We start from the raw sequence: 22,439 nt of genomic DNA, 5'->3' as shown, positions 1-22,439 counted from the left end.
TATAGATCGCCGCTCGCCTGCATTTTGTCGCGGGCGACGACGGGACGACTCTCGTGAGGGTGAGGCGAGATCGGGTGGTCGGTGTAGCGATGATGCTCGGGAGCGGGCTGTCGACGCAGGTCGGTGCGTCGGTGGCGGCGCTCGCGTTCCCGGTGATCGGTCCGGCTGGTGTGGTGGCGATCCGGCAGTGGGTCGCCGCGATCGTCCTGCTCGCCGTCGGCCGCCCACGCCTGCGCTCGATCACCGCCCGCCAGTGGCGCCCGGTGATCGGTCTGGCGATGGTGTTCGCGGTGATGAACCTGTCCCTCTACACCGCCATCGACCGAGTGGGCCTGGGCCTGGCCGTCACCTTGGAGTTCCTGGGACCACTCTCTGTTGCCCTGCTGGGATCACGGCGCTTGATCGACCTGGTGTGCGCGCTGGTAGCCGCGCCGGCAGTCGTGCTGCTGGCCAGGCCTCAGGCGACGACTGACTACCTGGGCATCGGGCTCGGGCTGCTCGCCGCGATGTGCTGGGCGTTCTACATCCTGCTCAACCGTACGGTCGGTCGAGAGTTGCCGGGAGCAACGGGTTCGGCCGCGGCGGCCGGGTTGTCGGGACTCGCCTACGTGCCGATCGGCGTGGTCGTCCTGCTGCACCATCCCGCGACGCTCGCGGCCGCGTCGTACGCGCTGGTGGCAGGTGTGCTGTCGTCGGCGGTGCCGTTCCTCGTTGATCTGTTGACGTTGCGGCGCGTGCCGGCGCAGTTCTTCGGCGTCTTCATGAGCGTGAACCCGGTGCTCGCGGCAATGGTCGGCCTGCTGGTCCTGCACCAGGAACTGGCGATCGTCGACTGGGCGGCGATCCTCGTGATCGTCGCGGCGAACGCGGTCGCGGTCTCGCTCGGCGGCCGCGACGACGCGGCACATCACAACCCGGTTCCGGTCGAGCCGTGCGATCTTGTTCACGGTGTGCCGGAGCTCGCGGTGACCCCGGCGTTCGGAAAGGTGTCGGCGGACGGGGAGCCACGGTCTTCCCGCACGACTCAGTGAAGGAACAGGATGCGGAAGCTGGCAGCCCTCGCGGCCGTTGTGACGATGAGTGTTGGCACCCTGACGGCATGCTCGGGTGGCAACTACTGCGACAACCTCAAGGGCTACGTCGACTCGGCCAAGGACCTCGACATCAAGAACGCCGACGCGGTCGGCAAGATGCTGGACCAGGCCAAGAAGGTGTCGAAGTCGGCGCCGGACGACCTGAAGGACGACTGGAAGGTCGTCATCGACTACGCCGAGAAGGCGCAGGACGCGAAGGGCGACACGAACAAGCTGCTCGAGCTCGCCAAGGCCGACGGCGACAAGATCCAGCCCGCCATGACGGCGATCACCAAGCAGGCCAAGGACAGCTGCAAGATCGACCTCCCGGGCGCCGGTAACACCAACTGACACCCGCGGTGCCGGCCGGGCGGCGTCGCATCGCCGTCCCGCCGGCGCCACGGAGCGCTCAGCTTGACAGCGGAATGTATTCGTTTCGGATCGTTTGGTGACTCCCGGTAGCGTCGGTCGCACACGACCTCCCGACCCCCGAGGATGAAGCCGTGAAGCGTGTTCTTGCTGTTGTTGCGACCCTGACTGCTGCCGCGGGCGCCCTGACCGCCTGCACCGACGAGCAGGCGTACTGCGTCGATCTCGCGAAGTACGCCGCGAAGGCCGTCGACGTCGACCCGCAGAAGCCGGTCGACTACGTGAAGATCCTGGACGAGGCGAAGAAGCTCCAGGAGTCCGCGCCGAAGGACGTCAAGGACGACTGGGGTGTCGTCGTGACGTTCGCGGAGAAGGCGAAGAAGGCCGGTTCGGACCGGGTCGAGCTCGCGAAGCTCAGCAAGGAGACCGGCGCCGTGATGACGGCGTACAAGAACATCAGCAGCCAGGCGAAGGACAGCTGCAAGGTCGACCTCCCGGCGCTGAACTGATCAACTGATCGTTCTAATCCGCACCCTCGTCCGCGACCCAGGCAACCACGCCCTGATGAAGGGTGTGTCTCCCGATCCCGCGCCTACTGCGGGGCACTCGGCACGGCACCTCGAGCACCTCCTCGCTACGGCGCCGGATCGGGACACACACCCTCGGCTGGACCCGTGTTAGGTTCCCTTGCGAAGCCATACAACGGGACAGGTGAAACGGTGCCACTTCCTTCTTTGACGCCGGAGCAGCGTGCGGCTGCTCTGGACAAGGCCGCGGCGGCGCGGCGTGAACGAGCCGAGATCAAGAACCGGATCCGGCACTCGGGAGCGTCTCCGACGGAGGTGCTCCACGAGGGGCAGACCAACGAGGTCATCGGCAAGATGCGGGTGAGCCAACTGCTGCAGTGCATCCCGGGCGTCGGCAAGGTCCGCGCCCAGCAGATCATGGAGCGGGCGGGGATCTCGGAGACGCGGCGGGTGCGCGGCCTCGGCTCCAACCAGATCGCCGCGCTCGAGCGCGAATTCGCCGAGTGACATTGGGTGATCGAGGGTGAGCCAGACCGAAATCCATCCCGGCTCGTTGGACACTGGTGTGACGATGACCACGCACCCTGACAATGTTGCGAACGAGCCGGCGGCCGCTGCTCCCGGCCCGGCGCGGTTGACCGTGCTGGCCGGGCCCACCGCCGTGGGGAAGGGGACGGTCGCGGCGGAGATCCGCGATCGGTACCCCGACATCTGGATCTCGGTCTCGGCGACCACCCGCAAACCCCGGCCGAACGAGACCCACGGCGTGCACTACCTGTTCGTCTCCGACGCGGAGTTCGACCGGATGATCGCGGACGGTGAGCTGCTGGAGTGGGCGGTCGTGCACAAGGCGGCCCGCTACGGCACCCCGAAGCAGCCCGTGCTCGACAAGCTCGCAGCCGGCCGGCCGGCCCTGCTGGAGATCGACCTGCAGGGCGCCCGCCAGGTCCGCGAGACGATGCCGGAGGCACAGTTCGTGTTCCTGGCGCCCCCGACCTGGGACGAACTGGTACGCCGTTTGGTCGGGCGGGGGACCGAGACCCAGGAAGAGCGAGAGCGCCGGCTCGAGACCGCCGTACTGGAACTGGCGGCCGAGAAGGAGTTCGACGTGACGATCGTGAACGCCTCGGTTCGGGAGGCTGCCGATCAGTTGGTAAAGTTGATTCGATCACCCTCCATCTCTGGAAAGAGCTGACTTTGTCTGGCAACCAGCCCGTCGCCATCGGCATCACCTCGCCGCCGATCGACGACCTGCTCACCCGCACCGACTCGAAGTACAAGCTCGTGTTGTACTCGGCCAAGCGCGCGCGGCAGATCAACGCTTACTACTCGCAGCTCGGCGAGGGCCTGCTGGAGTACGTCGGACCGCTGGTCGAGACGCACGTCCAGGAGAAGCCGCTGTCGATCGCGATGCGCGAGATCAACGAGGGCGTGCTGACCTGCACCGACATCGACCCCGAGGCCGAGGCGGAAGCCGCTGCCGCGGAGAAGTCCGAGTAGCCCACTCGCAATGACGACCGGGAACGGGGTCAGCTGATGTCCGGATCCGGTGAAGTGCAACCCCCTGGGACCCCAGCGGCCCCGGGGGACTCTGTCGTGCCCGCTCCCGCCAAGCACAAGCCCAATGTGGTCCTCGGCGTCGGCGGCGGCATCGCGGCGTACAAGGTCTGTGATCTGCTCCGGCGGCTGACCGAGTCCGGGCACAGTGTGCGGGTGGTGCCGACGGCGGCCGCGCTGGAGTTCGTCGGCGCGGCGACCTGGGCGGCGCTGTCCGGGCAGCCGGTGACGGCCGACCCGTTCGACCACGTCGAGGAAGTGCCGCACGTCCGGATCGGCAAGGCGGCGGAGCTGGTCGTCGTCGCGCCCGCGACCGCGAACCTGATCGCCAAGGCCGCCCACGGGCTGGCCGACGACCTGCTGACGAACACCCTGCTCACCGCACGCTGCCCGATCCTGTTCGCGGCCGCGATGCACACCGAGATGTGGGAACACCCGGCGACCCAGGCGAACGTCGCGACCCTGCGGTCCCGCGGCATCACGGTCCTCGACCCGGCCGTCGGCCGGCTGACCGGCGCCGACACCGGCCGCGGACGGCTCCCGGAGCCGTCGGAGATCTTCGCGATCAGCCAGCTGATGCTCGCCGACGAAGCAGCCCGCGCCGCCGGGCAGTCGGTCGCCGACCTCACCGGCAAGCACGTGCTGGTCAGCGCGGGCGGCACGCGCGAGCACCTGGACCCGGTCCGCTACCTGGGCAACTCCTCGTCCGGCAAGCAGGGCTACGCGCTCGCCCGGATCGCCGCCGCCCGTGGCGCCAAGGTCACGCTGGTCGCGGCCAACTCCGAGCTGCCCGACCCGGCCGGCGTGCAGGTGGTGCCGGTCGTCTCGGCGCGCGACCTGTACGACGAGATCACCGGGCGCGCCGCTGATGCCGACGCGATCGTGATGGCCGCGGCCGTCGCCGACTTCCGGCCGCTGGACATGGTCCAGCACAAGATCAAGAAGACCGCGGACGGCGCCGTACCCGCCGTCAACCTGGTGCAGAACCCGGACATCCTGCACACCATCTCGCACGACCGTGCTCGCGCCGGCCAGGTGATCGTCGGCTTCGCCGCGGAGACCGGCGACGCCGACCACACCGTGCTCGAGCTCGGCCGGGCCAAGCTCGAGCGCAAGGGCTGCGACCTGCTGGTCATCAACGACGTCTCCGGCGGCAAGGTCTTCGGCAGCGACATGAACGAGGCGGTCATCATCGACCGCGACGGCAACGCCCTGCCGGTCCCGTCCGGCAGCAAGGACGCCCTCGCCGGCGTCATCTGGAACCTGGTCGCCACCCACTGGGCCTAAATGGGTAGCGGCAGCGGTGCCCGCATCGTGAGGCTGACGATCCCGTAGGTGAAGCCGAGGTGTTCGTTGAGGCGGCGCATCGACTCGTTGCCGCGCTGCGTCCAGGTGTAGATCTCGGTGATTCCGTGTTCGGCCGCCCACGCCATGCTGGTGCGCTTGAGGGTCGATGCGACCGACTTGCCGCGCCACTCCCGGCGTACGGCGGTGTACCCGACCTCCGCACGCTCAGGACGATCCGAGTCGAGCCTCAGACCCGCCACGCCGATCGGCTGCCCATCGGCGACGGCCACGAACATCGCGGCCGGGTCGTTGATCCACTCCTTCTCCCACTCTTCCGCCGAGACCTTCAGCGCGACCGAGTGGTCCATGTCCGGGATGGTCGGCACCGCGACCTGGTGATAGGCCGCCGTCCACAGCTCGGGGCGTTCGGCGACCGAGACGATCTCGTACTCCGTCGGCGGCGCCGGCCACGGCTCGTCGCCGATCTGCCGGACTTGTTCGACCTCCCGATTCGCTTCCTTGAAACCGAACCGCTCGGCGAAGAGCCGGGCCTCGTCGTCGTCGACACTGGTCCCCGCCATGTCGAACCCCTGGGCAACACCATGCTCGGCGAGAACCCGGAGCAGAGCGGTGCCCACGCCGCGCCGGCGGAAGTCCGGGTGGACGCGCGGCATCAGCGACGCCCGCTCACCGTCGCCCGACCGATCGGCCAGCCCGCTGCCGACGACCTCACCGTCGACCTCGGCCAGCACCGTCAGCCGACCGGGACGATCCAGGTCGCGCATCTCGGCGACGGAGGGGCAGCGCTCGTACGGCAGGACCGCGATCCGCACCGCGCGCCAGGCTTCGTAGTCGGCGTCGGTGATCGCCGTCCGGATGGTCGTCGTCATGCTGTTCAGCTTGCCGCAACCGACCGCAATCGGCTCGAGGTTTTCGCCCTCCGCCGAAGCCCACTTTGTGCACCGGATGGTCGTCTTCCGCGCGCATTCTTGGTCATCCGGTGCACAAAGTGGGGCCGCGGGGGTGGGTGCGTAGAGGTCAGGGGGTGTCCTCTTTGGTGTTTAGGGTCGGGGGTGTGGAGATCAGGTGGGATGCGATCGTTGCTCGGCGGATGCGCCGGCACGGTCTGATCGAGCCGTTCGGTACGCCGGTCGACGCCGTACGGGCGATGTGTGGCGCGCACGCGCAGATCGCGACGGCGGGGGAGATGTCGGCGGCGATCCGCGTCGACGGGGCGACGCGCCGGACGATCCAACAGGACGAAGGGCTGGTGAAGACGTTCGGGCCGCGGGGGACCGTGCACCTGCTGCCGCTCGACGACCTGCCGATGTGGACCGGCGCGTTGTCCGCCCTGCCGTCGGTCGGCAGCCAGCCGGATCCGATCAGGATGTCCCCGGACGAGATCGACCAGGTGATCGCGGCGATCGGGGACGCGCTCGCGCACGACGACCTGACCGTCGACGAACTGACCGAGGAAGTCGTCCGGCGTACCGGTGCCTGGGCCCGGGAGCCGACGATCCCGGCCTTCCAGGGCGCGTGGGCGCGGTGGCGGCAGGCGACCTCGGTCGCCGCGAACGCCGGCGTGCTCTGCCACGGGCCGATGCGCGGCCGGCTGATGACATACGCGAACCCGCACCGCCTCCGGCCCTTCCAGCCCATGCCCGCGGAAAAGGCCCTCACCGAACTCCTGCACCGCTACCTGTACGCGTACGGCCCCGCGACTCCGCAGCAGTTCGCCCGCTGGCTGAAAACCACCCCGGCCACGGTCAAGCCGTACTTCGAGGACCTGCCGCGCGGCGAGCTGGCAGACCATACGGTTTGGTATGCCCCGGGCGACGGTGACTTCCCCGCGGACCGCGCCGAGGGCGTGCGGTTGCTGCCGTACTTCGACGCGTACGGCGTCGGCAGCTACCCGAGGGAGCTGCTCTTCCCCGGCAAGGCCTTCGACCGGGCGACCGCTCGCGGGCAGGCCGGGAACTACCCGCTGCTGCTCGTCGACGGCATCGTCGCGGGCGTCTGGCACCAGAAGAAGTCGGGCCGGACCCTGCACTTCACGGTCGAGGCACTCGCCCCGCTGAACCGTCGCCGCCGCAGCCTGCTGGACGCCGAGGTGGAGCGGCTGGGAGCGATCCTCGACGGTGCGCCCTCGCTCACACTCGGCGACGTGACGGTCGGCGCCCACGCCTGAAATCGGACTAGAAGTCCACAATGTGATCAACAATCCCGTATGCTGGATGAATTCGGAGCGTTACCGGGACTCCGGTGGAAACTGCTGGCATACTGCCCAAGATGCATCGCCAACCGTCGGTGCATGGGGGGACCGTGCGACTGTGGGGAACAGCCGTGCGGCACGAGAGGAATCCGAGGGAGAACTGTGGCGAGGCGCCTTTTCACGTCCGAGTCCGTGACCGAAGGTCACCCGGACAAGATCGCTGACCAGATCAGCGACTCCATCCTCGACGCGTTGCTGGCCGAGGACCCGAAGAGCCGCGTGGCGGTCGAGACCCTGATCACCACGGGTCTGGTCGTCGTCGCGGGCGAGGTCACCACGACGGCGTACGTCGATATCCCGGGGATCGTGCGATCGCGCATCCTGGAGATCGGCTACGACTCGTCCTTGAAGGGCTTCGACGGTGCGTCCTGTGGGGTGCAGGTCGCCATCGGCAGCCAGTCGCCGGACATCGCGCAGGGTGTCGACACGGCGTACGAGACGCGTTCGGACGCGTCGGTGGACGCACTGGACCTGCAGGGGGCAGGCGACCAGGGGCTGATGTTCGGCTACGCGTCAAACGAGACGCCGGAGCTGATGCCGCTGCCGATCACGATCGCGCACCGGCTGTCCGAGCGGCTGTCCGAGGTCCGCAAGAACGGCACGCTGGCGTACCTGCGGCCGGACGGCAAGACCCAGGTCACGGTCGAGTACGACGGTGACAAGGCGATCCGGATCGACACCGTGGTCGTGTCCAGCCAGCACGCGGCGGACATCAACCTCGAGTCGATGCTGACGCCGGACATCAAGAAGCACGTCGTCGACCCGGTGCTCGAGCAGTTCGACATCGACTCGACCGACTACAAGCTGCTGGTGAACCCGACCGGCCGGTTCGAGATCGGCGGCCCGATGGGCGACGCCGGGCTGACCGGGCGGAAGATCATCATCGACACCTACGGCGGGATGGCGCGGCACGGTGGCGGCGCGTTCTCCGGCAAGGACCCGTCCAAGGTGGACCGGTCGGCGGCGTACGCGATGCGCTGGGTGGCGAAGAACATCGTCGCCGCGGGGCTCGCGGACCGGGTCGAGTGCCAGGTCGCGTACGCGATCGGCAAGGCGGCCCCGGTCGGCTTCTACGTCGACACGTTCGGGACCGAGAAGGTGCCGGTGAGCAAGATCGCCGACGCCGCCCGGGAGGTCTTCGACCTGCGGCCGGCCGCGATCATCCGCGACCTGGAGCTGCTCCGGCCGATCTACGCCCAGACCGCGCGCAACGGTCACTTCGGCCGCACCGGCGAGGACTTCACCTGGGAGCGCACCGACCGGGTCGAGGCTCTCAAGGCCGCGGTCAACAAGTAGTAGCTGCGTTCGCGCACGGCCCGGCTGCCGGTCACGGCGGCCGGGCCGCTGCTTGTCCACAGGACGGCGGTCGACCTCCGACGGAGAGTCGTCGCGGCCGACTACAGTTTCCCGGTGACATCGAACGCGGACTCGCCGGAGCAGCTGACGCTCCTGCGCGACACCGTTCGCAGGTCGCGCACGAAGGAGCCGGCCGAGATCACCGCGACGTTGCCGGTGGCCCGGATCGCGGTCGATGTCTCGCTCCCGCATCTGGATCGGCCGTTCGACTATCTCGTCCCGGAGGACATGGCCGAGGCGGCGCAGCCCGGTGCCCGGGTGAAGGTTCGTTTCGCCGGCAAGGACCTCGACGGATTCGTGCTCGAGCGCCTCGCGGAGTCGGACCATGACGGCAAGCTGATGAGGCTGCGCAAGGTGGTCTCGCCCGAGCGCGTGCTGACACCGGAGATCGCAGACCTGTGTCGCGCCGTCGCCGATCGGTACGCCGGGGTGCTCGCGGATGTCACGCGACTCGCGGTCCCGCCGCGGCACGCGAAGGTTGAAGCCGAGCCGCTGCGCTGCGATCAGCCGCCGCGCCCGCCGGTGTCGACCTCGCGATCCGAATGGTCGCCGTACCCGGCCGGCTTCCTCGACGCGATCGAGCGCGGGGAGGCGCCCCGGGCGGTCTGGACCGCCGTGCCGGGAGCCGACTGGGCGCTCGCGTTCGCGCAGGCCGCGGCCGTCTGCGCTGCGTCCGGTCGCGGCGCCCTGCTGCTCGCCCCCGACGCGCGCGACCTCGAGCGGTTGGCGGCGGCCTGTCGAGCGGTCCTCGGTGACGACGGATTCGTCTCGCTCTCGGCGGACCTCGGTCCGACGGCGCGTTATCGCGCCTTCCTGGCGGCGCTCCGCGGCTGCGCCCGGGTCGTGATCGGGACTCGCGCGGCCGCGTTCGCCCCGGTTGCGGATCTCGGGCTCGTGGCGATGTGGGACGACGGCGACGAGTCGTACGCCGAGCCGCGGGCGCCGTACCCGCATGCGCGGGAGGTCCTGCTGCTGCGGGCGTTCCGGCAGAACTGCGCCGCGCTGCTCGGTGGGTTCGCGCGGTCCGCGGAGGCTGCGGCGTTGATCGAGACCGGGTTCGCGCACGAGCTGATCGCGGACCGGAAGGTGATCCGGGCGGCCGCGCCGTCGGTGCACATCGCAGGGGAGTCGGACATCGAGCTGGCGCGGGATCCGAGCGCGCGGGCGGCGCGGTTGCCGCATCGGGTGTTCGAGATCGCCCGGGACGGGCTGCGCACGGGACCAGTGCTCGTGCAGGTGCCACGGGCCGGGTATCTGCCGAGCTTGGTGTGCCAGACGTGCCGTGCGCCGTCCCGGTGCTCGACCTGCGGCGGGACGTTGCGCCGGACCGGGGGAGCCGGGCCGGCGAGCTGCAGTGTGTGCGGGCGCCCGGCGGTCGATCACCGGTGCCCGGAGTGCGGTGATACCCGGATGCGGGCGGCGATCATCGGCGCGCGCCGTACGGCGGAGGAGTTGGGGCGGGCGTTCCCCGGTGTCGTGGTGCGTACGTCGGGCGGCGACAACATGCTCGACGTCGTGTCGGACGCGCCCGCGCTCATCGTCAGCACACCCGGCGCCGAGCCGGTCGCCGAAGGCGGGTACGCCGCAGCCGTTCTCCTCGACACGTGGCTGATGCTCGCCCGCCCCGATCTACGAGCTCCCGAAGAGGCCGTACGTCGCTGGTTCAACGCGGCCGCCCTGGTCCGATCGGCCCGCGACGGCGGCACCGTGATCCTCGTCGGCGACCCGTCCGCCCTTCCACTCCAGGCGATCGTCCGCTGGAGCCCCGAGGGCTACGCCACCCGCGAGATCGAGGAACGCCGTACCGCCCGCCTCGCCCCCGCCGCCAAACTCGCCGAACTCACCGGCCCGTCGGAGTCGGTCAACGACCTGATCACCCGTCTCCGCGACCTCGTCCCGCCCTCCGCGGGCCTGGAGGTCCTCGGCCCGGTAGACCTCGACGAGGAAACCGTCCGAGCCGTGGTCCGCACGCCCCGCCAACACGGCGCCACCCTCGTCCGCTCCCTCAAGGAATCCCAATCAGCCCGCACCACCAAGAAGAACCCCGGCACCGTCCGAATCCAGGTAGACCCACCCAGCTTCGGCTGAGCCGAAGGCTGGACCAACAGTCTTCCCCGGCAGACCCTGCAGGAGTGAACCGCGAAGCACACGAACAGCTGGCTGCCATCTCGGCACTCGGCCAAGCATTGGACGAGGCCGGTGTCGACCACTGGCTGTTCGGAGGATGGGCGGTCGACTTCTGGGTAGGGGAGCAGACCCGTCAGCACGACGACGTGGACGTGGCGACCTGGCGGCGAGACTCCGACAGAGTCAAGGCAGCACTCGAGACGATCGGCTGGCGTCATACGCCGATGCCCGATGACGTGATCGGGACGCGGTACGTGTTCGGTACGGCGCTGGTCGAGTTCACCTTCGTGGAGAGCGGCACGGCCGGCGAGGTCGTCGTACCGCTGCCGGATCACCCGGTCGTCTGGTCGACGGAGCCGTTCGGTGAGATCCGCCGCGAGTTGAGCGGGGTGTCGGCGCGCGCGATTCCACTGGGCGTACTCCGGGCCGGCAAGGACGTCCCGCGCGAGGAAGCGGCTGATGCGGCCAAGGATCGCGCCGACGCGGTGGCGCTCGCGCGGGTCGAGGGGTAGCTACGCGGTCGTCGCGAGTTGGGTGGAGGCGGACAGGAGTTGATGGCCCAGGGGAGTGCGGTGGTAGAGGACGGTGCGGCCGTCGCGGTGGGAGGTGACCACGCCGGCGTTGCGGAGGATGCTCAGGTGGACGCTCAAGGTCGGGGCCGAGACGCCTAGCTGGTGGGCGAGGTGGGTTGTGGACATTGGTAGGTCCAAGTGGCTGACGATCGCCGCTCGGGTGCGGCCGACGAGGTCTGCCAGGGGTGAGTCCGTGGTGTCCTGACGGTCCTCCCAGAGGCGCCCGAGGCCGCGGGGTGGGTAGGTGATCGTGGGGACGTGCGGCGCTCCCGTCACCGCCAGCCCGGCCGGCCAGGTGAAGACGCAGGGCACGAGTAGTAGACCCTGTCCGGCCATCGGTTCGCCGTCGCAGGTGTACGGGCGGTTGATCTCGACCCGATCGCCGCGGTAGCAGATCGACGGATGCAGGTTGCGGAACAGCCGCTCGATCCCGCCGCTCGCCAGCTCGTCCAGCCGGAACGCGAGGTCCTCCTGCAGCAGCGACCGCATCCGCCGCCACTCCGGCTCGATCGCCCGGCGCCAGTACGTCTCCAGGGCCGACGTGATCAGCTCCAGCGCCTTCGCCGGATTCGCGATCAGCTCCGGCAGTAGTGGATGTGGGGTGTCGTGGTGCAGCTTCCCGATCTCGTTCGCGACGATGTCGTGCGGCGTCGCGGCGATCGCGGCCAGACCGGACTCGAAACTGGTCGACCGCCGCGGCGGCGCGGGCGTCATGAAGTCCGGGATATAGCCGTACGGCGGAATAAGGGCCCTGAGCAACGTCAGGTCGTCGCCCGCGATCGTCGGCCGGACCTTCTGCAGCCACGGGCCGTGCACGCTCTGCGCGGTGTTGTTGCTCAACGCCCGCACACTCGTCATCGCCTCCCACACCGGCGACAGCGCGAACCGGATCCGCCCGACGTCCCCGGCGTTCAGCCTGATCGTGATCACCCGGACAAGATTAGTCCTCACCCTAATCATCGACAACGCCTCGCGCGGACCCGAGAGTTGATCCCATGAGTGCAGTCGCCATCGACAACGCCACCCCCACCGCCCTGCCGCGGGCATTCTGGGCGCTGTGGGTGTGCCAGCTGGTCAACCGGCTCGGCAGCTTCGTGCAACCGTTCCTCGTCCTCTACCTGACCCACGACCGCCAACTCTCGGCCGGTACGGCGGGAGCCGTCGCGGCCGCTGTCGGCGCCGGATCGGTCTGCGCGCAACTCGTCGGCGGCTGGTTGGCCGATCGAGTCGGTCGCCGCCTGACCATGCTGATCTGCTTCTTCGGCACCGGCGCCGCGCTGATCCTGCTCGGATCCGCGCGTTCGATGGCGCTGATCTGGGTGACCGCGTTCCTGGTCGGCCTGCTCAGCGACCTGTTCCGACCGGCCGTCCAGGCGACGGTCGCGGACCTGCTGCAGCCGACCGAACGGGTCCGCGCGTACGGCCTGCTGTTCTGGGCGATCAACCTCGGCTTCTCCGTCTCGACCGTCAGCGCCGGCGTCCTCGCGTCGTTCGGCTACGGCCTGTTGTTCTGGGTGAACGCCGCCACGTCGGTGATCGCCGGCCTGGTGATCTGGACGATGGTGCCGGAGAGCCGCCCGGCTCCCGAGGAGGATTCGGTACGCCGCGCGCTGCTGCCGGTCGTCGTACGCGACACCGTGTTCCTGTTGATGATCCTGATCCAGATCGGCTACGCGACCATCTACATGCAGGGCTACTCGACCCTGCCGCTGGCGATGTCGGAGGACGGCCTCTCGTCCCGCACATACGGCCTGGTGATCGCGCTCAACGGTGTCGTGATCGTGCTCGTCCAGCCGTTCCTCGGCAAGTGGTACGCCAGGCTCGACCGGCCGAAGTTGCTCGCGGCCTCGATGCTGGTCGTCGGTCTCGGCTTCGGCGTCGGCGCGATCGTGCACAGTTGGTGGGGGTACGCGGTGTCGGTCGTGGTGTGGACGATCGGCGAGATCGGGTTCGCCGCCGTGATCGGCGCGGTGTTCGCCGACCTCGCACCGATCGACCTGCGCGGCCGCTACATGGGTCTGTCCGGGATGGCGTTCGGCGTCGGCACCGTGATCGGTCCGCTGGCCGGCACGAACGCCCTCGAGCACCTCGGCCCGACAGCCACCTGGCTGGGTTGCGCCGTACTCGGTGTGGTCATCTTCATCGGCCAGTACTCGCTGGCGCCGGCGCTCCACGCCCGAGCCGCAGCCAACGCGGCGACCGCATGAGGTGAGCGGTCGCGGTCGTCACCACGAGGACCGCGACCGCAACCCACGCCGTACGGTCGAGCGAGACCGGGTGATGCAGGAAGATCGTGCCGAACGCCGCAACACCGAGCGTCCCGCCGAACTGCTGTACTGCGTTGAGCAGCCCTGCCGCGGATCCGGTCTCGTGCGGCTCCACCCGATGCAACGCCTCCGTGAAGAACGCTGTCGTGAACAGCCCGACCCCTGCACCCCCGACGGCCAACGCAGGCAGCAGTGCGTACGGCGCAGCCGCCAGGCCGACGAGCAGTACACCGAGACCGGCGTACATCAACCGTGATCCAAAGCGGGCAACCAGCCACTGACCCGCGACGAGTGAGGCGATCCCGGTCGCGGCGGACCACGGGAGTAACGCGAGGCTGGCGCGCATGACGCCGTGGTGGAGCGTGAGTTGCTCGTGCAGTACGACGACCAGCGTCAGCCCACTCATCACCGCGAAGAACAGCGTCGACGTCGCGAGCGCCGGAGCGAACCCGCGGTGCGCGAACAGACTCGTCTCGATCAGATTGCCGCGCAACAAGCACAACCCGAGCAGTACGACGCCGCCGATCAACAGGAACCAGTCGCGGGACTGCAGGATCGGGTAGACGACCAGCGCGGTCCCTCCGGTCAGCAACACCGTTCCGAGTACATCGATCCGCGGTCGCTGTGGAGCCGCCGACTCGGGCAACAGATGCGAGAGGGCGAGTACGCCGAGGCCCAGCGGCACGTTGACGAGGAAGACCGCTCGCCACGTGCTGGCCTCGGTGATGAACCCGCCGAGCAGCGGCCCGGAAATGCCGGCCAGTCCCATCACCGGACCGATCGTGCCGAGCGCCTTCGCGAGAGCCGGTCCGGTGAAGCCGGCCTTGATCAGTCCGATCGTCTGCGGGATCACCAGCGCGGCCGCCGCGCCCTGCACGGCTCGCGACGCGATCAGCAGGCCGGGGTTCATCGCCAATGCGCATGTCGTCGAGGTGATCACGAAGGCGGCAACGCCGACGCGGAACACCCTCCGCCGACCGTACCGATCGCCGAGTCGACCCCCGGTGATGAGCAGGGCCGCGAACGGCAGTGTGTACGCCGCGCTGAACCATTGGATGTCGGACGTCCGGCCGCCGAGGTCGCCGTGGATGACCGGCGCCGCGACCTGCACGATCGTCGCGTCCAGCAGATTCATGGCCTCGGCCACGAGTAGGGCGATCAGCCCGATCCATCGCTTGTTCGTCATGCCGCCACGATCCGATTCAAGCAACCAACCTTCCACACGTGCTCTGAAATATGCATGAATCTTCCATTCCTGGACATTCTGAACGAGAATCTTCACATGCTGGATGAGATCGACCGGGCCCTGATCCACGCGCTGCAGCTCGACGGACGAGCGCCGTACAGCCGGGTCGGGGAGGTGCTCGGCGTCTCGACCCAGACGGTGGCGCGCCGCTTCAACCGGCTGCGGGCCGAGGCCGGGCTGCGCGTGATCGGCCTGCCGGATCCGCTGACGGCCGGGCGGGCGTTGTGGCTGGTTCGCCTCACCGCGACTCCGCAGGTGGCGCAGGATCTCGCCGCCGCGCTCGCCCGCCGCCCGGACACCAGCTGGATCAAGTTCGCCGCGGGCGGGACCGAGATCGTGTCGATCGTCAACAGCACCCCGACCGACGGCAGCGCGTTGCTGCTCAACGATCTCCCGCGGACAACCGGCATCACATCGGTCTCGGCGCAGTACCTGTTGCACATGTACGTCGGCGGTCCGACCGCCTGGCGTGGTCGGGCCAAGAGCCTGACGCCGGCACAGGAGGCAGCCTTCATCGCAACGCCAACTGATCCAGGACCGGTCAGGCCGCTCGGCGAGGGCGACGCGAAGTTGCTGACCGCGCTCGGCGAAGACGGTCGCGCGACGCACGCGGATCTCGCCGTACGCACGGGCTGGTCGACGGCGACCGTCGCGCGCCGGCTCGACGAGCTGCACCAGACCGGCGCGGTCTACTTCGATGTCGACGTCGATCCGACCGCACTCGGCTTCACGACCAGCGCGATGTTGTGGCTGTCCGTTCCGCCCGCGCATCTCGACGCGGTCGGCCGGGCGTTGGCCGAGCACGACGAGCTCGGCTTCGTCGCGGCGACCACCGGGCGGACGAATCTCGTCACCCAGGCGCTCTGTGCCAGCCCCGACGCACTGCACACCTACCTGACCGAACGCGTCGGAGCCATCGAGCACATCACCGCCATCGAGACCGTCCCGGTGCTCCGTACGGTGAAGGCCGCGGCGCCGTTCTCGTCGAGTCTCGTAGGGTTGCGGACATGACGATCGACGCGGTGGTGTTCGACATCGGCGGGGTGCTGTTGGACTGGAGCCCCAACTACCTCTACGCCGACCTGATCCCGGACGAGGAGCAGCGGTCGCACTTCCTGACCAACGTGGCCACGCCGGCCTGGAACCACAAGCAGGACGAGGGCCGCACGTGGGCCGAGGCGGTCGCGGAGCTGACGAGCCTGCACCCGGAGCATGCCGAGTGGATCGCGGCGTACGACACCGGCTGGCTGAAGATGGTCAAGGGCGTGTTCGAGGACGCCGCCGCGGTGCTCACCGAGATCAAGGCGCTGGGCCTGCCGACGTACGCGTTGACGAACTTCTCCGGTGAGAAGTGGGAGGTGGCCAAGGACGCATTCCCGATCCTCACACAGTTCGACGGCGAGATCGTGTCGGGCGTCGAGCAGACGGCCAAGCCTGGCGAGAAGATCTACCGGATCCTGATCGACCGCTTCGGTCTGGACCCGGCGCGTACCTTCTACACCGACGACATGGCGTACAACGTCGACGCTGCTCGCGCGGTCGGTCTGGACGCCGAGGTCTTCACCGGTGCGGCCGACCTCCGTGCGCAACTCCAGGCCCGCGGTGTGGCGCTCTAGCGGTACTACAGTGGTTGAGTGACGTCCGTGCCAGGAGACCGCTCACCCGCCATCGGGGACGTGGACCGCGACACCGCTGTGCGACGCGTGCAAGAGGCCTATACGGACGGGATCCTGACGCACGAGGAGATGGACGACCGGCTGCACCAGGTGCTCAGCGCCCGGACTCGTCAGGACCTGCAGCGGGCTCTGGCATCGCTGCCGGCGCCGGACCCCGGCCGCTCCGCGACCATCGGCGCGGCGGCCGGGCGGATCAGCCGCGCCGGCGTCTGGCGGGTCCCGCGGAAGCTGAAGGTGCACTCCGCGTTCGGCCGGGTCCGGCTCGATCTGACCCGGGCGATCTTCGAGCACCCGGAGGTCGACATCGAGCTCAAGCTCGGCACCGGCGGGGCGAAGATCCGGGTGCCGCGCAACGCGGTCGTCGAGCTCGAGGGTCTGCACACCGCCTGGAAAGACTCGCAGTACAAGCCGCCGCGCGGGTCCACCGGCTCCGGTCCGCGGATCCGGATCACCGGCGCGGTCGGGTTCGGCAAGGTGCGGATCCGGCACGCGCGCTGGTGATCAGACTGCTGCCGAGATCGTTTCCGTGTAGGTCGGGGTGCTCGCGAGGTACGCCGCTTCGACGTACACCGTGTTGTCCTGACACGTCATCGGGGTGAGCGCGACGCCGGGCCTCGCGGCGTACATGCGTTGCGGCTTGGCGAGACCGGGGCGCCAGCGGTTGATCTGGTAGGTCTCCTCGCCGGTAGGGCTGACGGTTCGGACCTCCCAGAGGATCCAGTTGCCGCAGGCAAGGATCGTGTCGGTGACGACGGTGCCGAGCGGGCGGGCGGGGGAGTCGCCGGCCTCGCGGACGTATGCCTTGCTCTGGTACTGGTCGGGGTCCGTGGCCGCGACCTCGGACCAGATCGTCGCGCCGCCGATCGTCGCGCCGCTCCACTGGATGCAGTTGGTTGCTGCGGGCACCGGTTTCGCCGCGCCCTGGGACAGGGGAGCGGACAGGATGCGTTTACACCGGCGTGCGGTCTCGGGGGCGATGATCTCGCTGAAGGTGACGGTGTCGGCGGAAACGACCGGGTCTGCGACGTACCCGGGGGCGGCGACACAGGTGACGGCGCGGGACTTGAGGGTGGCCAGGTCGGTGACGATCAGGCAGGAGCGGTTCTTCGCGTCGGTGGAGCTGTAGGCGAAGGTGCCGTCGTACGCGCCGATCTCGGGTTCGGAGACCGGCGGGACTCCGGCGAGTGGCGCGGCCTTACCAGTGGTGAGGTCATAGCGGACGACTTTGATCTGCGGGTCGGGGCCGTCGGAGCGGATGTCCTCGATCAGGGCCCAATGGTCGTCGATGACGACCGGGGACTGGGCCACGAAACCGGTCGCGGGGACGTGGCGGACGACGGCCTTCTTGCTGGCGCGGTCGGTGATCGTCGTCGTACCGGCCTCGTCGCTTCCGCGGGTCACGACGTACTTGTGTTGCTGGGTGACGAGGTGCTGGCCGTCGACCGGTTGCCGCAGGACGTTCGCCCAGACCGGGATCGCCGTACCGCTGTCCGTCGGCCTTGTTGGGGTGACCGACGGTTTCGGCGTGGGTGTTGGCGTGGGTGTGGGCCCGGCGTCCTTCGTGGTGGTGGAGCAGCCGGCCAGGAGCAGGACGAGAAGGGTGCCTGCGGCAACCGTACGACGACGCATCTACAACCCGATGTTCTTGAAGGAGTTGGCCAGGGTGGCGTTGAACAGGGCGCTCGCCGGGATGTTCCGCGGGCCGTCGGTGACGTTGCCGCGGCTGTTGAACCGGCGCTCGTTGAACACCTCGAAGATCGCGATCGTGCCGTTCGCCTTGTCGTAGCCGCGCCCGACCTGGTAGTGCCCGCTGTGGTTGAAGGCGAGGTACGGGAAGTACCGCTTGAGCAGCTGCACGTGCTCGATCACCGGGGCCTTGTAGACGCCGAGGTGCTTCTGGTGGACGGCGAAGAAGGTCTGCGCGTTCCAGTCCGAGACGTTCTGCACGATGTACGTGCCGGCGGACTTCGGCCAGGCGGTCTTCACGTTGGTCTGCTTCACCATCGCCGAGATCGCTGTACCGCCGGTGGTCGAGCCGAGGTCCTTGGCCCAGGACGCCTGGGTGTCCTTCTGGTTGTCGTCGGCCCAGTCGATCGACTGGAACGTCGCCGGCCCACACCAGTAACCCTTCTCCTGCGAGGTCTGGAACCCCTTCATGATGTACGCCGAAGCCGGCGTCTTCACCGGAGCAGCCGGCGTGGTCGGCGCCGTCGGCACCGGCTTGGACGGCGCCACCGTGGGAGCGGTCCGTGTGGGCACCACAGTCGGCGTTGCAGTCGTGGTCGGAGCCGGCGCCGCCGATTCGCGGCTCGCCTGATCCCCCGCCTCCTCCTGGCTCGCCGCAGACGAGCTGCCAGGCTCCTGCGGGTTCACCGGGGGTGTGTTGGCTTGGACGAGCTCGCGCAACTCGCGGGCCTTCTCGCGGCCGTTCCAGGCCGCCTGCATCTCGTCCAGTTCGGCGCTGACACGGGCGCTCTTCGGCATCGCCGCGCGTTGGGCGACGAAATCGGCCGGGGTGAGATCGCCGGTTGGGATGTCCTGCTCGACTCCGGCCTCATCCGCCGCGCGCAGGGTCGGTGGGCTCACCAACGACTCCAGCTGTGCGCCCGTCGGGAGCTTGTCGACGAAGCCGAGGCCGAGGCAGTAGTTCTCGGTCTCGAGCTTGAAGCACCGGAGCATGGATTCGGCCTGCTCGGCCTTGTCCGCGGACCGCACCTGCAGATCGCCCGGCGACGTCTCCGTCACCTGCTTGACCACCTCACTCCACGACCGCGCCGCCGGCTCCGCGACCGGCGTACCGGCACTCGTCGGCGTCGCTCCGGGCTCCTCGGTCGGAGCTGAGGTCGGAGCTGAGGTCGGAGCTGACGTAGGAGCAGAGGTGGGCGCCGCGGTGGGCGCGACGGTGGGTGTCGCGGTGGACGGCGCGGTGGACGGCGGCCCGGAGTACTCGGGCTCGCGCGGTTGGTAGGCCTGGGCAGTGAGGGGTGCCTGCGCAAGCAGTGCACCCAGGAGGATCAGAGTTGCCCCCCGTGCTGCAGTGAGCATTGGGTCTCCCGAGCGGCGTGTGACGGCAGTGACTGAGGGTACGCCTGGGACCACAGTACGTGCTTGTGGCAACAAACGGGAGGGGCCTCCCACCCTGAATCCACTCCGCGCGCCAACTAGACTTGCCCGGTCCTGCTCCGTGGAACCCGTGTGGAGAGTCTGTGTCGGTCCAACCCATCCGCCTGTTCGGCGACCCTGTGCTGATCACCAAGGCCGAGCCGGTCGTCGACTTCGACGCCGAGCTGCGCCGCCTGGTCGCGGACCTCACCGACACCATGCAGGACGCGCCCGGATCCGGCCTGGCCGCGCCGCAGATCGGGGTCGGTCTGCGGGTGTTCACGTACCACGTCGAGGGCGAGCTCGGGCACCTGATCAACCCCGAACTGTCGCTGTCGGCCGACGACCAGTTCGGCCCCGAGGGCTGCCTGTCGATCCCCGGCCTGACCTTCGACTGCCGCCGGGCCCAGTCGGTGATCGCCAAGGGCTTCAACATGTACGGCGACCCTGTGGTGATCGAGGGCTCGGATCTGCTCGCTCGCTGCATCCAGCACGAGACCGACCACCTGGACGGCATCCTGTTCGTCGACCGCCTCGACCGGGAGACCCGCAAGCAGGCGATGAAGGCGATCCGCGAAGCCGAGTGGTCCGGCCTGGCCGGTCCGCCGCAGATCAAGGTCTCACCCCACCCGACGAATGGTTTTGGCCTGTGAGAGTCGTCTTTGCCGGTACGCCGGAACCAGCTGTCACCGCACTCGAGGCGATCGTTGCCAGCCGCCACGAACTCGTCGGCGTCGTCACCCGCCCGGACGCACCGGCCGGCCGCGGGCGGAAGCTGGTCGCCTCACCGGTCGCGCAGTACGCCGAGGAGCTCGGCGGGGTCGAGATCCTGAAGCCGGTGAAGCCGAGCGACCCGGCGTTCCTGGAGCGGATGCGGGAGATCGCGCCGGACTGCTGCCCGGTCGTCGCGTACGGCGGTCTGCTGCCGCAGGCCGCGCTCGACATCCCGCGGCACGGCTGGATCAACCTGCACTTCTCGGTGCTGCCCGCGTGGCGTGGGGCCGCGCCGGTGCAGCACTCGATCATCGCCGGCGACGACGTCACCGGGGCGAGCACGTTCCGGATCGTGAAGGCCCTCGACGCGGGGCCGGTGTTCGGCGTACTGACCGAGCCGATCGGCCCGTCGGACACTTCGGGCGATCTGTTGCACCGGCTGGCCGTGTCGGGTTCGAAGCTCCTGGTCGACACGCTGGACGGGATCGAGGCCGGTGTGCTGGAGGCTCGCGAGCAGCCGGCCGACGGTGTGACGCTCGCGCCGAAGATCACGGTCGAGGACGCGGAGCTGGATCTGACCGCGCCGGCGCAGCGGGTGGATCGGCTGGTGCGTGGGTGCAACCCGGCACCGGGGGCGTGGACGACGTTCCGTGGCGAGCGGCTCAAGGTGCTCGCCGTCCGGCTGACCGACGAGGAACTGAAGCCGGGCGAGCTGCAGGCGACCAAGTCGACCGTGAAGGTCGGCACCGGGAGCCGCGCGGTCGAGCTGGTCACGGTCCAGCCGCAGGGCAAGAAGCCGATGGCCGCCGCCGACTGGGCCCGCGGTATCCGCCTGACTGATGACGATCGGCTGGGTCCCCCCGCGTGAGCGATCGTTCGCCTCGTAATCGCGCGCCGCAGGTCCGGCCGGATCGGGTGCGGGTGGTCGCGTTCCAGGTCATCCGGCAGGTGACGGCAGAGGGCGCGTACGCGAACCTCGCCCTCAACAAGGCGCTCCGCGACGCACGCCTGTCGGGTCGGGACGCCGCCTTCTGCACCGAGCTCGTCCACGGAACGCTGCGCTGGCAGGGCACGTACGACGCGTTCCTCGCTCGCAGCGTCTCCCGCCCACTGGCAGACCTCGACCCTGAACTCCTCGACCTCCTCCGCCTCGGCGCCCACCAGCTGCTCAATATGCGAGTCGACTCGTACGCCGCGGTCAACGAGATGGTCACCCTCACCCGTGCGGAGCTCGGCCAGAAGCGCACCGGCATCGTCAACGCCGTACTCCGCAAGATCAGCCAACGCTCGCTGGATCAGTGGGTCGAGACGGTCGCCCCGAAGGACGACCCGCTCGGCTACTTGGCAATCGCCGAAGCCCACCCCCGCTGGGTGGTCGAGGCGTTCGACCGCGCCCTCACCAGCGGCCCGGGTGCTGCCCCGCCGGGTGATGAGGCGATCGAGCTGGAGCGTCTGCTTTTCGCCGACAACGAGCCGCCGCGGGTGACGCTGGCGGTGCGGCCCGGGCTGGCGACGGTGGACGAGCTGGTCGCGGCCGGTGCGACGCCCGCGCGATGGTCGCCGTACGGCGCTGTGCTCGAGGGCGGAGGTGATCCGGGGCGGATCGAAGCGGTCGCCACCGGACGCGCCGGCGTGCAGGACGAAGGGTCGCAGCTGGTGGCGGTCGCGCTGGCATCCGCGAAGGTTGACGGAGACGACGCCAACTGGCTGGACCTCTGCGCCGGACCAGGTGGGAAGTCGGCCCTGCTCGCGGCCCTGGTGCAGGATGGCCAGCTGACCGCGGTGGAGCCGCTCAAGCACCGGGCCGAGCTGGTCCGCGCCAACCTGCGGGCGATCCCCGGCAACCACAAGGTCCTCGTGGGAGACGGGACCAAGCCGACCTGGCCGGCCGGCTCCTTCGACCGCGTGCTGGCTGACGTCCCCTGCAGCGGCCTCGGTGCGCTGCGGCGTCGGCCCGAGGCCCGCTGGCGTCGTACGCCGGAAGACGTCGTCGAACTGCGCCCGCTCCAAGAGGCCCTGCTCGACTCCGCGATCACCTCGGTCCGTCCGGGCGGCGTGGTCGCGTACGTCACCTGCTCGCCGCATCCCGATGAGACCCGCGCGGTCGTCGACGCCGTCCTGGGTCGCCGCGACGACGCGTCGCTCGAAGACGCCCGCCCGCTGTTCCCCGGCGTACCGGATCTGGGCGACGGGCCCGATGTCCAGCTCTGGCCGCATCTGCACGGCACCGACGCGATGTACCTGGCGCTCATCCGCCGGTCATAATTCGGACCTGCTGTCAGGCGCTATAGGCC

Annotated in this window: 24 protein-coding genes; 19 read left to right on the top strand and 5 right to left on the bottom strand. The window is 69.3% G+C overall.

Annotation, left to right across the window (positions count from 1 at the left end; all coding sequences use genetic code 11):
* The first annotated feature begins 59 nt into the window (after positions 1-59).
* The 7 genes from OHA10_RS35335 (at position 60) to coaBC (ending at position 4,813) form a co-directional block, all read left to right on the top strand.
* The gene (locus OHA10_RS35335; RefSeq protein WP_371403132.1) at positions 60-1,031 is read left to right on the top strand and encodes a DMT family transporter; all 972 of its coding nucleotides are present in this window, start codon (positions 60-62) and stop codon (positions 1,029-1,031) included.
* A 9-nt stretch (positions 1,032-1,040) separates the two neighbouring features.
* Complete coding sequence (locus OHA10_RS35330; RefSeq protein ID WP_371403131.1) at positions 1,041-1,424, top strand: hypothetical protein; 384 nt, start codon at positions 1,041-1,043, stop codon at positions 1,422-1,424.
* A 152-nt stretch (positions 1,425-1,576) separates the two neighbouring features.
* Positions 1,577-1,951, top strand: a complete 375-nt coding sequence (locus tag OHA10_RS35325) for a hypothetical protein (protein ID WP_371403130.1) — start codon at positions 1,577-1,579, stop codon at positions 1,949-1,951.
* A 210-nt stretch (positions 1,952-2,161) separates the two neighbouring features.
* Positions 2,162-2,476: an integration host factor, actinobacterial type gene (mihF, locus tag OHA10_RS35320; RefSeq protein WP_130449575.1), complete on the top strand. Its 315-nt coding sequence runs from the start codon at positions 2,162-2,164 to the stop codon at positions 2,474-2,476.
* A gap of 64 nt (positions 2,477-2,540) precedes the next feature.
* Positions 2,541-3,164: a guanylate kinase gene (gene gmk / locus OHA10_RS35315; protein ID WP_371403129.1), complete on the top strand. Its 624-nt coding sequence runs from the start codon at positions 2,541-2,543 to the stop codon at positions 3,162-3,164.
* A 2-nt stretch (positions 3,165-3,166) separates the two neighbouring features.
* Positions 3,167-3,469 carry a DNA-directed RNA polymerase subunit omega gene (gene rpoZ, locus OHA10_RS35310; RefSeq protein ID WP_130388473.1) on the top strand — a complete coding sequence of 101 codons (303 nt, stop codon included), beginning with the start codon at positions 3,167-3,169 and terminating at the stop codon, positions 3,467-3,469.
* 126 nt (positions 3,470-3,595) lie between these two features.
* Positions 3,596-4,813 (top strand): bifunctional phosphopantothenoylcysteine decarboxylase/phosphopantothenate--cysteine ligase CoaBC, encoded by a 1,218-nt coding sequence (gene coaBC / locus OHA10_RS35305; protein WP_371408023.1) that lies wholly within the window; start codon positions 3,596-3,598, stop codon positions 4,811-4,813.
* Here the strand turns inward: coaBC and OHA10_RS35300 are convergent.
* Positions 4,810-5,703: a GNAT family N-acetyltransferase gene (locus tag OHA10_RS35300; RefSeq protein WP_371403128.1), complete on the bottom strand. Its 894-nt coding sequence runs from the start codon at positions 5,701-5,703 to the stop codon at positions 4,810-4,812. The two genes, coaBC and OHA10_RS35300, sit on opposite strands and share 4 nt — an antisense overlap.
* Positions 5,704-5,888: 185 nt before the next feature.
* Between OHA10_RS35300 and OHA10_RS35295 the strand changes: the two genes are divergently transcribed.
* From OHA10_RS35295 to OHA10_RS35280, 4 genes are all read left to right on the top strand, one after another.
* Positions 5,889-7,001 carry a winged helix DNA-binding domain-containing protein gene (locus OHA10_RS35295; protein ID WP_371403127.1) on the top strand — a complete coding sequence of 371 codons (1,113 nt, stop codon included), beginning with the start codon at positions 5,889-5,891 and terminating at the stop codon, positions 6,999-7,001.
* 186 nt (positions 7,002-7,187) lie between these two features.
* Positions 7,188-8,381, top strand: a complete 1,194-nt coding sequence (gene metK, locus OHA10_RS35290; protein ID WP_371403126.1) for a methionine adenosyltransferase — start codon at positions 7,188-7,190, stop codon at positions 8,379-8,381.
* A 114-nt stretch (positions 8,382-8,495) separates the two neighbouring features.
* Entirely contained in the window at positions 8,496-10,529 is a 2,034-nt protein-coding gene (locus OHA10_RS35285; RefSeq protein WP_371403125.1) for a primosomal protein N', read from the top strand.
* A gap of 44 nt (positions 10,530-10,573) precedes the next feature.
* Positions 10,574-11,080 carry a nucleotidyltransferase domain-containing protein gene (locus OHA10_RS35280; protein WP_371403124.1) on the top strand — a complete coding sequence of 169 codons (507 nt, stop codon included), beginning with the start codon at positions 10,574-10,576 and terminating at the stop codon, positions 11,078-11,080.
* On the opposite strand, the gene OHA10_RS35275 is transcribed toward OHA10_RS35280, so the two are convergent.
* Positions 11,081-12,070: an ArsR/SmtB family transcription factor gene (locus OHA10_RS35275; RefSeq protein WP_371403123.1), complete on the bottom strand. Its 990-nt coding sequence runs from the start codon at positions 12,068-12,070 to the stop codon at positions 11,081-11,083.
* Positions 12,071-12,135: 65 nt separating this feature from the next.
* Between OHA10_RS35275 and OHA10_RS35270 the strand changes: the two genes are divergently transcribed.
* Entirely contained in the window at positions 12,136-13,347 is a 1,212-nt protein-coding gene (locus tag OHA10_RS35270) for an MDR family MFS transporter (protein WP_371403122.1), read from the top strand.
* Here the strand turns inward: OHA10_RS35270 and OHA10_RS35265 are convergent.
* A complete protein-coding gene (locus tag OHA10_RS35265) occupies positions 13,280-14,593 on the bottom strand; it encodes an MFS transporter (protein WP_371403121.1) in 1,314 nt (437 codons plus the stop codon). The two genes, OHA10_RS35270 and OHA10_RS35265, sit on opposite strands and share 68 nt — an antisense overlap.
* Before the next feature lie 96 nt (positions 14,594-14,689).
* Here OHA10_RS35265 and OHA10_RS35260 point away from each other — a divergent pair, with 96 nt between their 5' ends.
* The 3 genes from OHA10_RS35260 to OHA10_RS35250 are packed head-to-tail and all read left to right on the top strand — an operon-like array spanning position 14,690 to position 16,830.
* The gene (locus OHA10_RS35260) at positions 14,690-15,664 is read left to right on the top strand and encodes an Lrp/AsnC family transcriptional regulator (RefSeq protein WP_371403120.1); all 975 of its coding nucleotides are present in this window, start codon (positions 14,690-14,692) and stop codon (positions 15,662-15,664) included.
* The gene (locus tag OHA10_RS35255) at positions 15,661-16,269 is read left to right on the top strand and encodes an HAD family hydrolase (RefSeq protein ID WP_371403119.1); all 609 of its coding nucleotides are present in this window, start codon (positions 15,661-15,663) and stop codon (positions 16,267-16,269) included. The genes OHA10_RS35260 and OHA10_RS35255 overlap by 4 nt, the downstream gene beginning before the upstream one ends.
* Positions 16,270-16,287: 18 nt before the next feature.
* Entirely contained in the window at positions 16,288-16,830 is a 543-nt protein-coding gene (locus OHA10_RS35250; RefSeq protein WP_371403118.1) for a DUF1707 domain-containing protein, read from the top strand.
* Here OHA10_RS35250 and OHA10_RS35245 read toward each other — a convergent pair whose 3' ends face one another.
* Together OHA10_RS35245 and OHA10_RS35240 are read right to left on the bottom strand one after the other, a co-directional pair.
* Complete coding sequence (locus OHA10_RS35245; protein ID WP_371403117.1) at positions 16,831-17,958, bottom strand: hypothetical protein; 1,128 nt, start codon at positions 17,956-17,958, stop codon at positions 16,831-16,833.
* Positions 17,959-19,074 carry a C39 family peptidase gene (locus OHA10_RS35240; RefSeq protein ID WP_371403116.1) on the bottom strand — a complete coding sequence of 372 codons (1,116 nt, stop codon included), beginning with the start codon at positions 19,072-19,074 and terminating at the stop codon, positions 17,959-17,961. It lies immediately after the preceding gene.
* 4 nt (positions 19,075-19,078) lie between these two features.
* On the opposite strand from OHA10_RS35240, the gene OHA10_RS35235 reads away from it, so the two are divergent.
* From OHA10_RS35235 to OHA10_RS35220, 4 genes are all read left to right on the top strand, one after another.
* Positions 19,079-19,297, top strand: a complete 219-nt coding sequence (locus OHA10_RS35235; protein WP_371403115.1) for a hypothetical protein — start codon at positions 19,079-19,081, stop codon at positions 19,295-19,297.
* Positions 19,298-19,535: 238 nt separating this feature from the next.
* On the top strand, positions 19,536-20,084 hold the full coding sequence (gene def, locus OHA10_RS35230; RefSeq protein ID WP_371403114.1) for a peptide deformylase: 549 nt from the start codon (positions 19,536-19,538) through the stop codon (positions 20,082-20,084).
* The gene (gene fmt / locus OHA10_RS35225) at positions 20,081-21,013 is read left to right on the top strand and encodes a methionyl-tRNA formyltransferase (RefSeq protein WP_371403113.1); all 933 of its coding nucleotides are present in this window, start codon (positions 20,081-20,083) and stop codon (positions 21,011-21,013) included. Before def ends, fmt begins: the two co-directional genes overlap by 4 nt.
* Positions 21,010-22,410 carry an RsmB/NOP family class I SAM-dependent RNA methyltransferase gene (locus OHA10_RS35220; protein ID WP_371403112.1) on the top strand — a complete coding sequence of 467 codons (1,401 nt, stop codon included), beginning with the start codon at positions 21,010-21,012 and terminating at the stop codon, positions 22,408-22,410. The genes fmt and OHA10_RS35220 overlap by 4 nt, the downstream gene beginning before the upstream one ends.
* Positions 22,411-22,439 lie beyond the last annotated feature (29 nt).

This window comes from Kribbella sp. NBC_00662 (genome assembly GCF_041430295.1).
Taxonomy (GTDB): Bacteria; Actinomycetota; Actinomycetes; order Propionibacteriales; family Kribbellaceae; genus Kribbella.
Note: the sequence above shows the minus strand (reverse complement) of the source record. Positions and strands in the feature narration are given on the sequence as shown.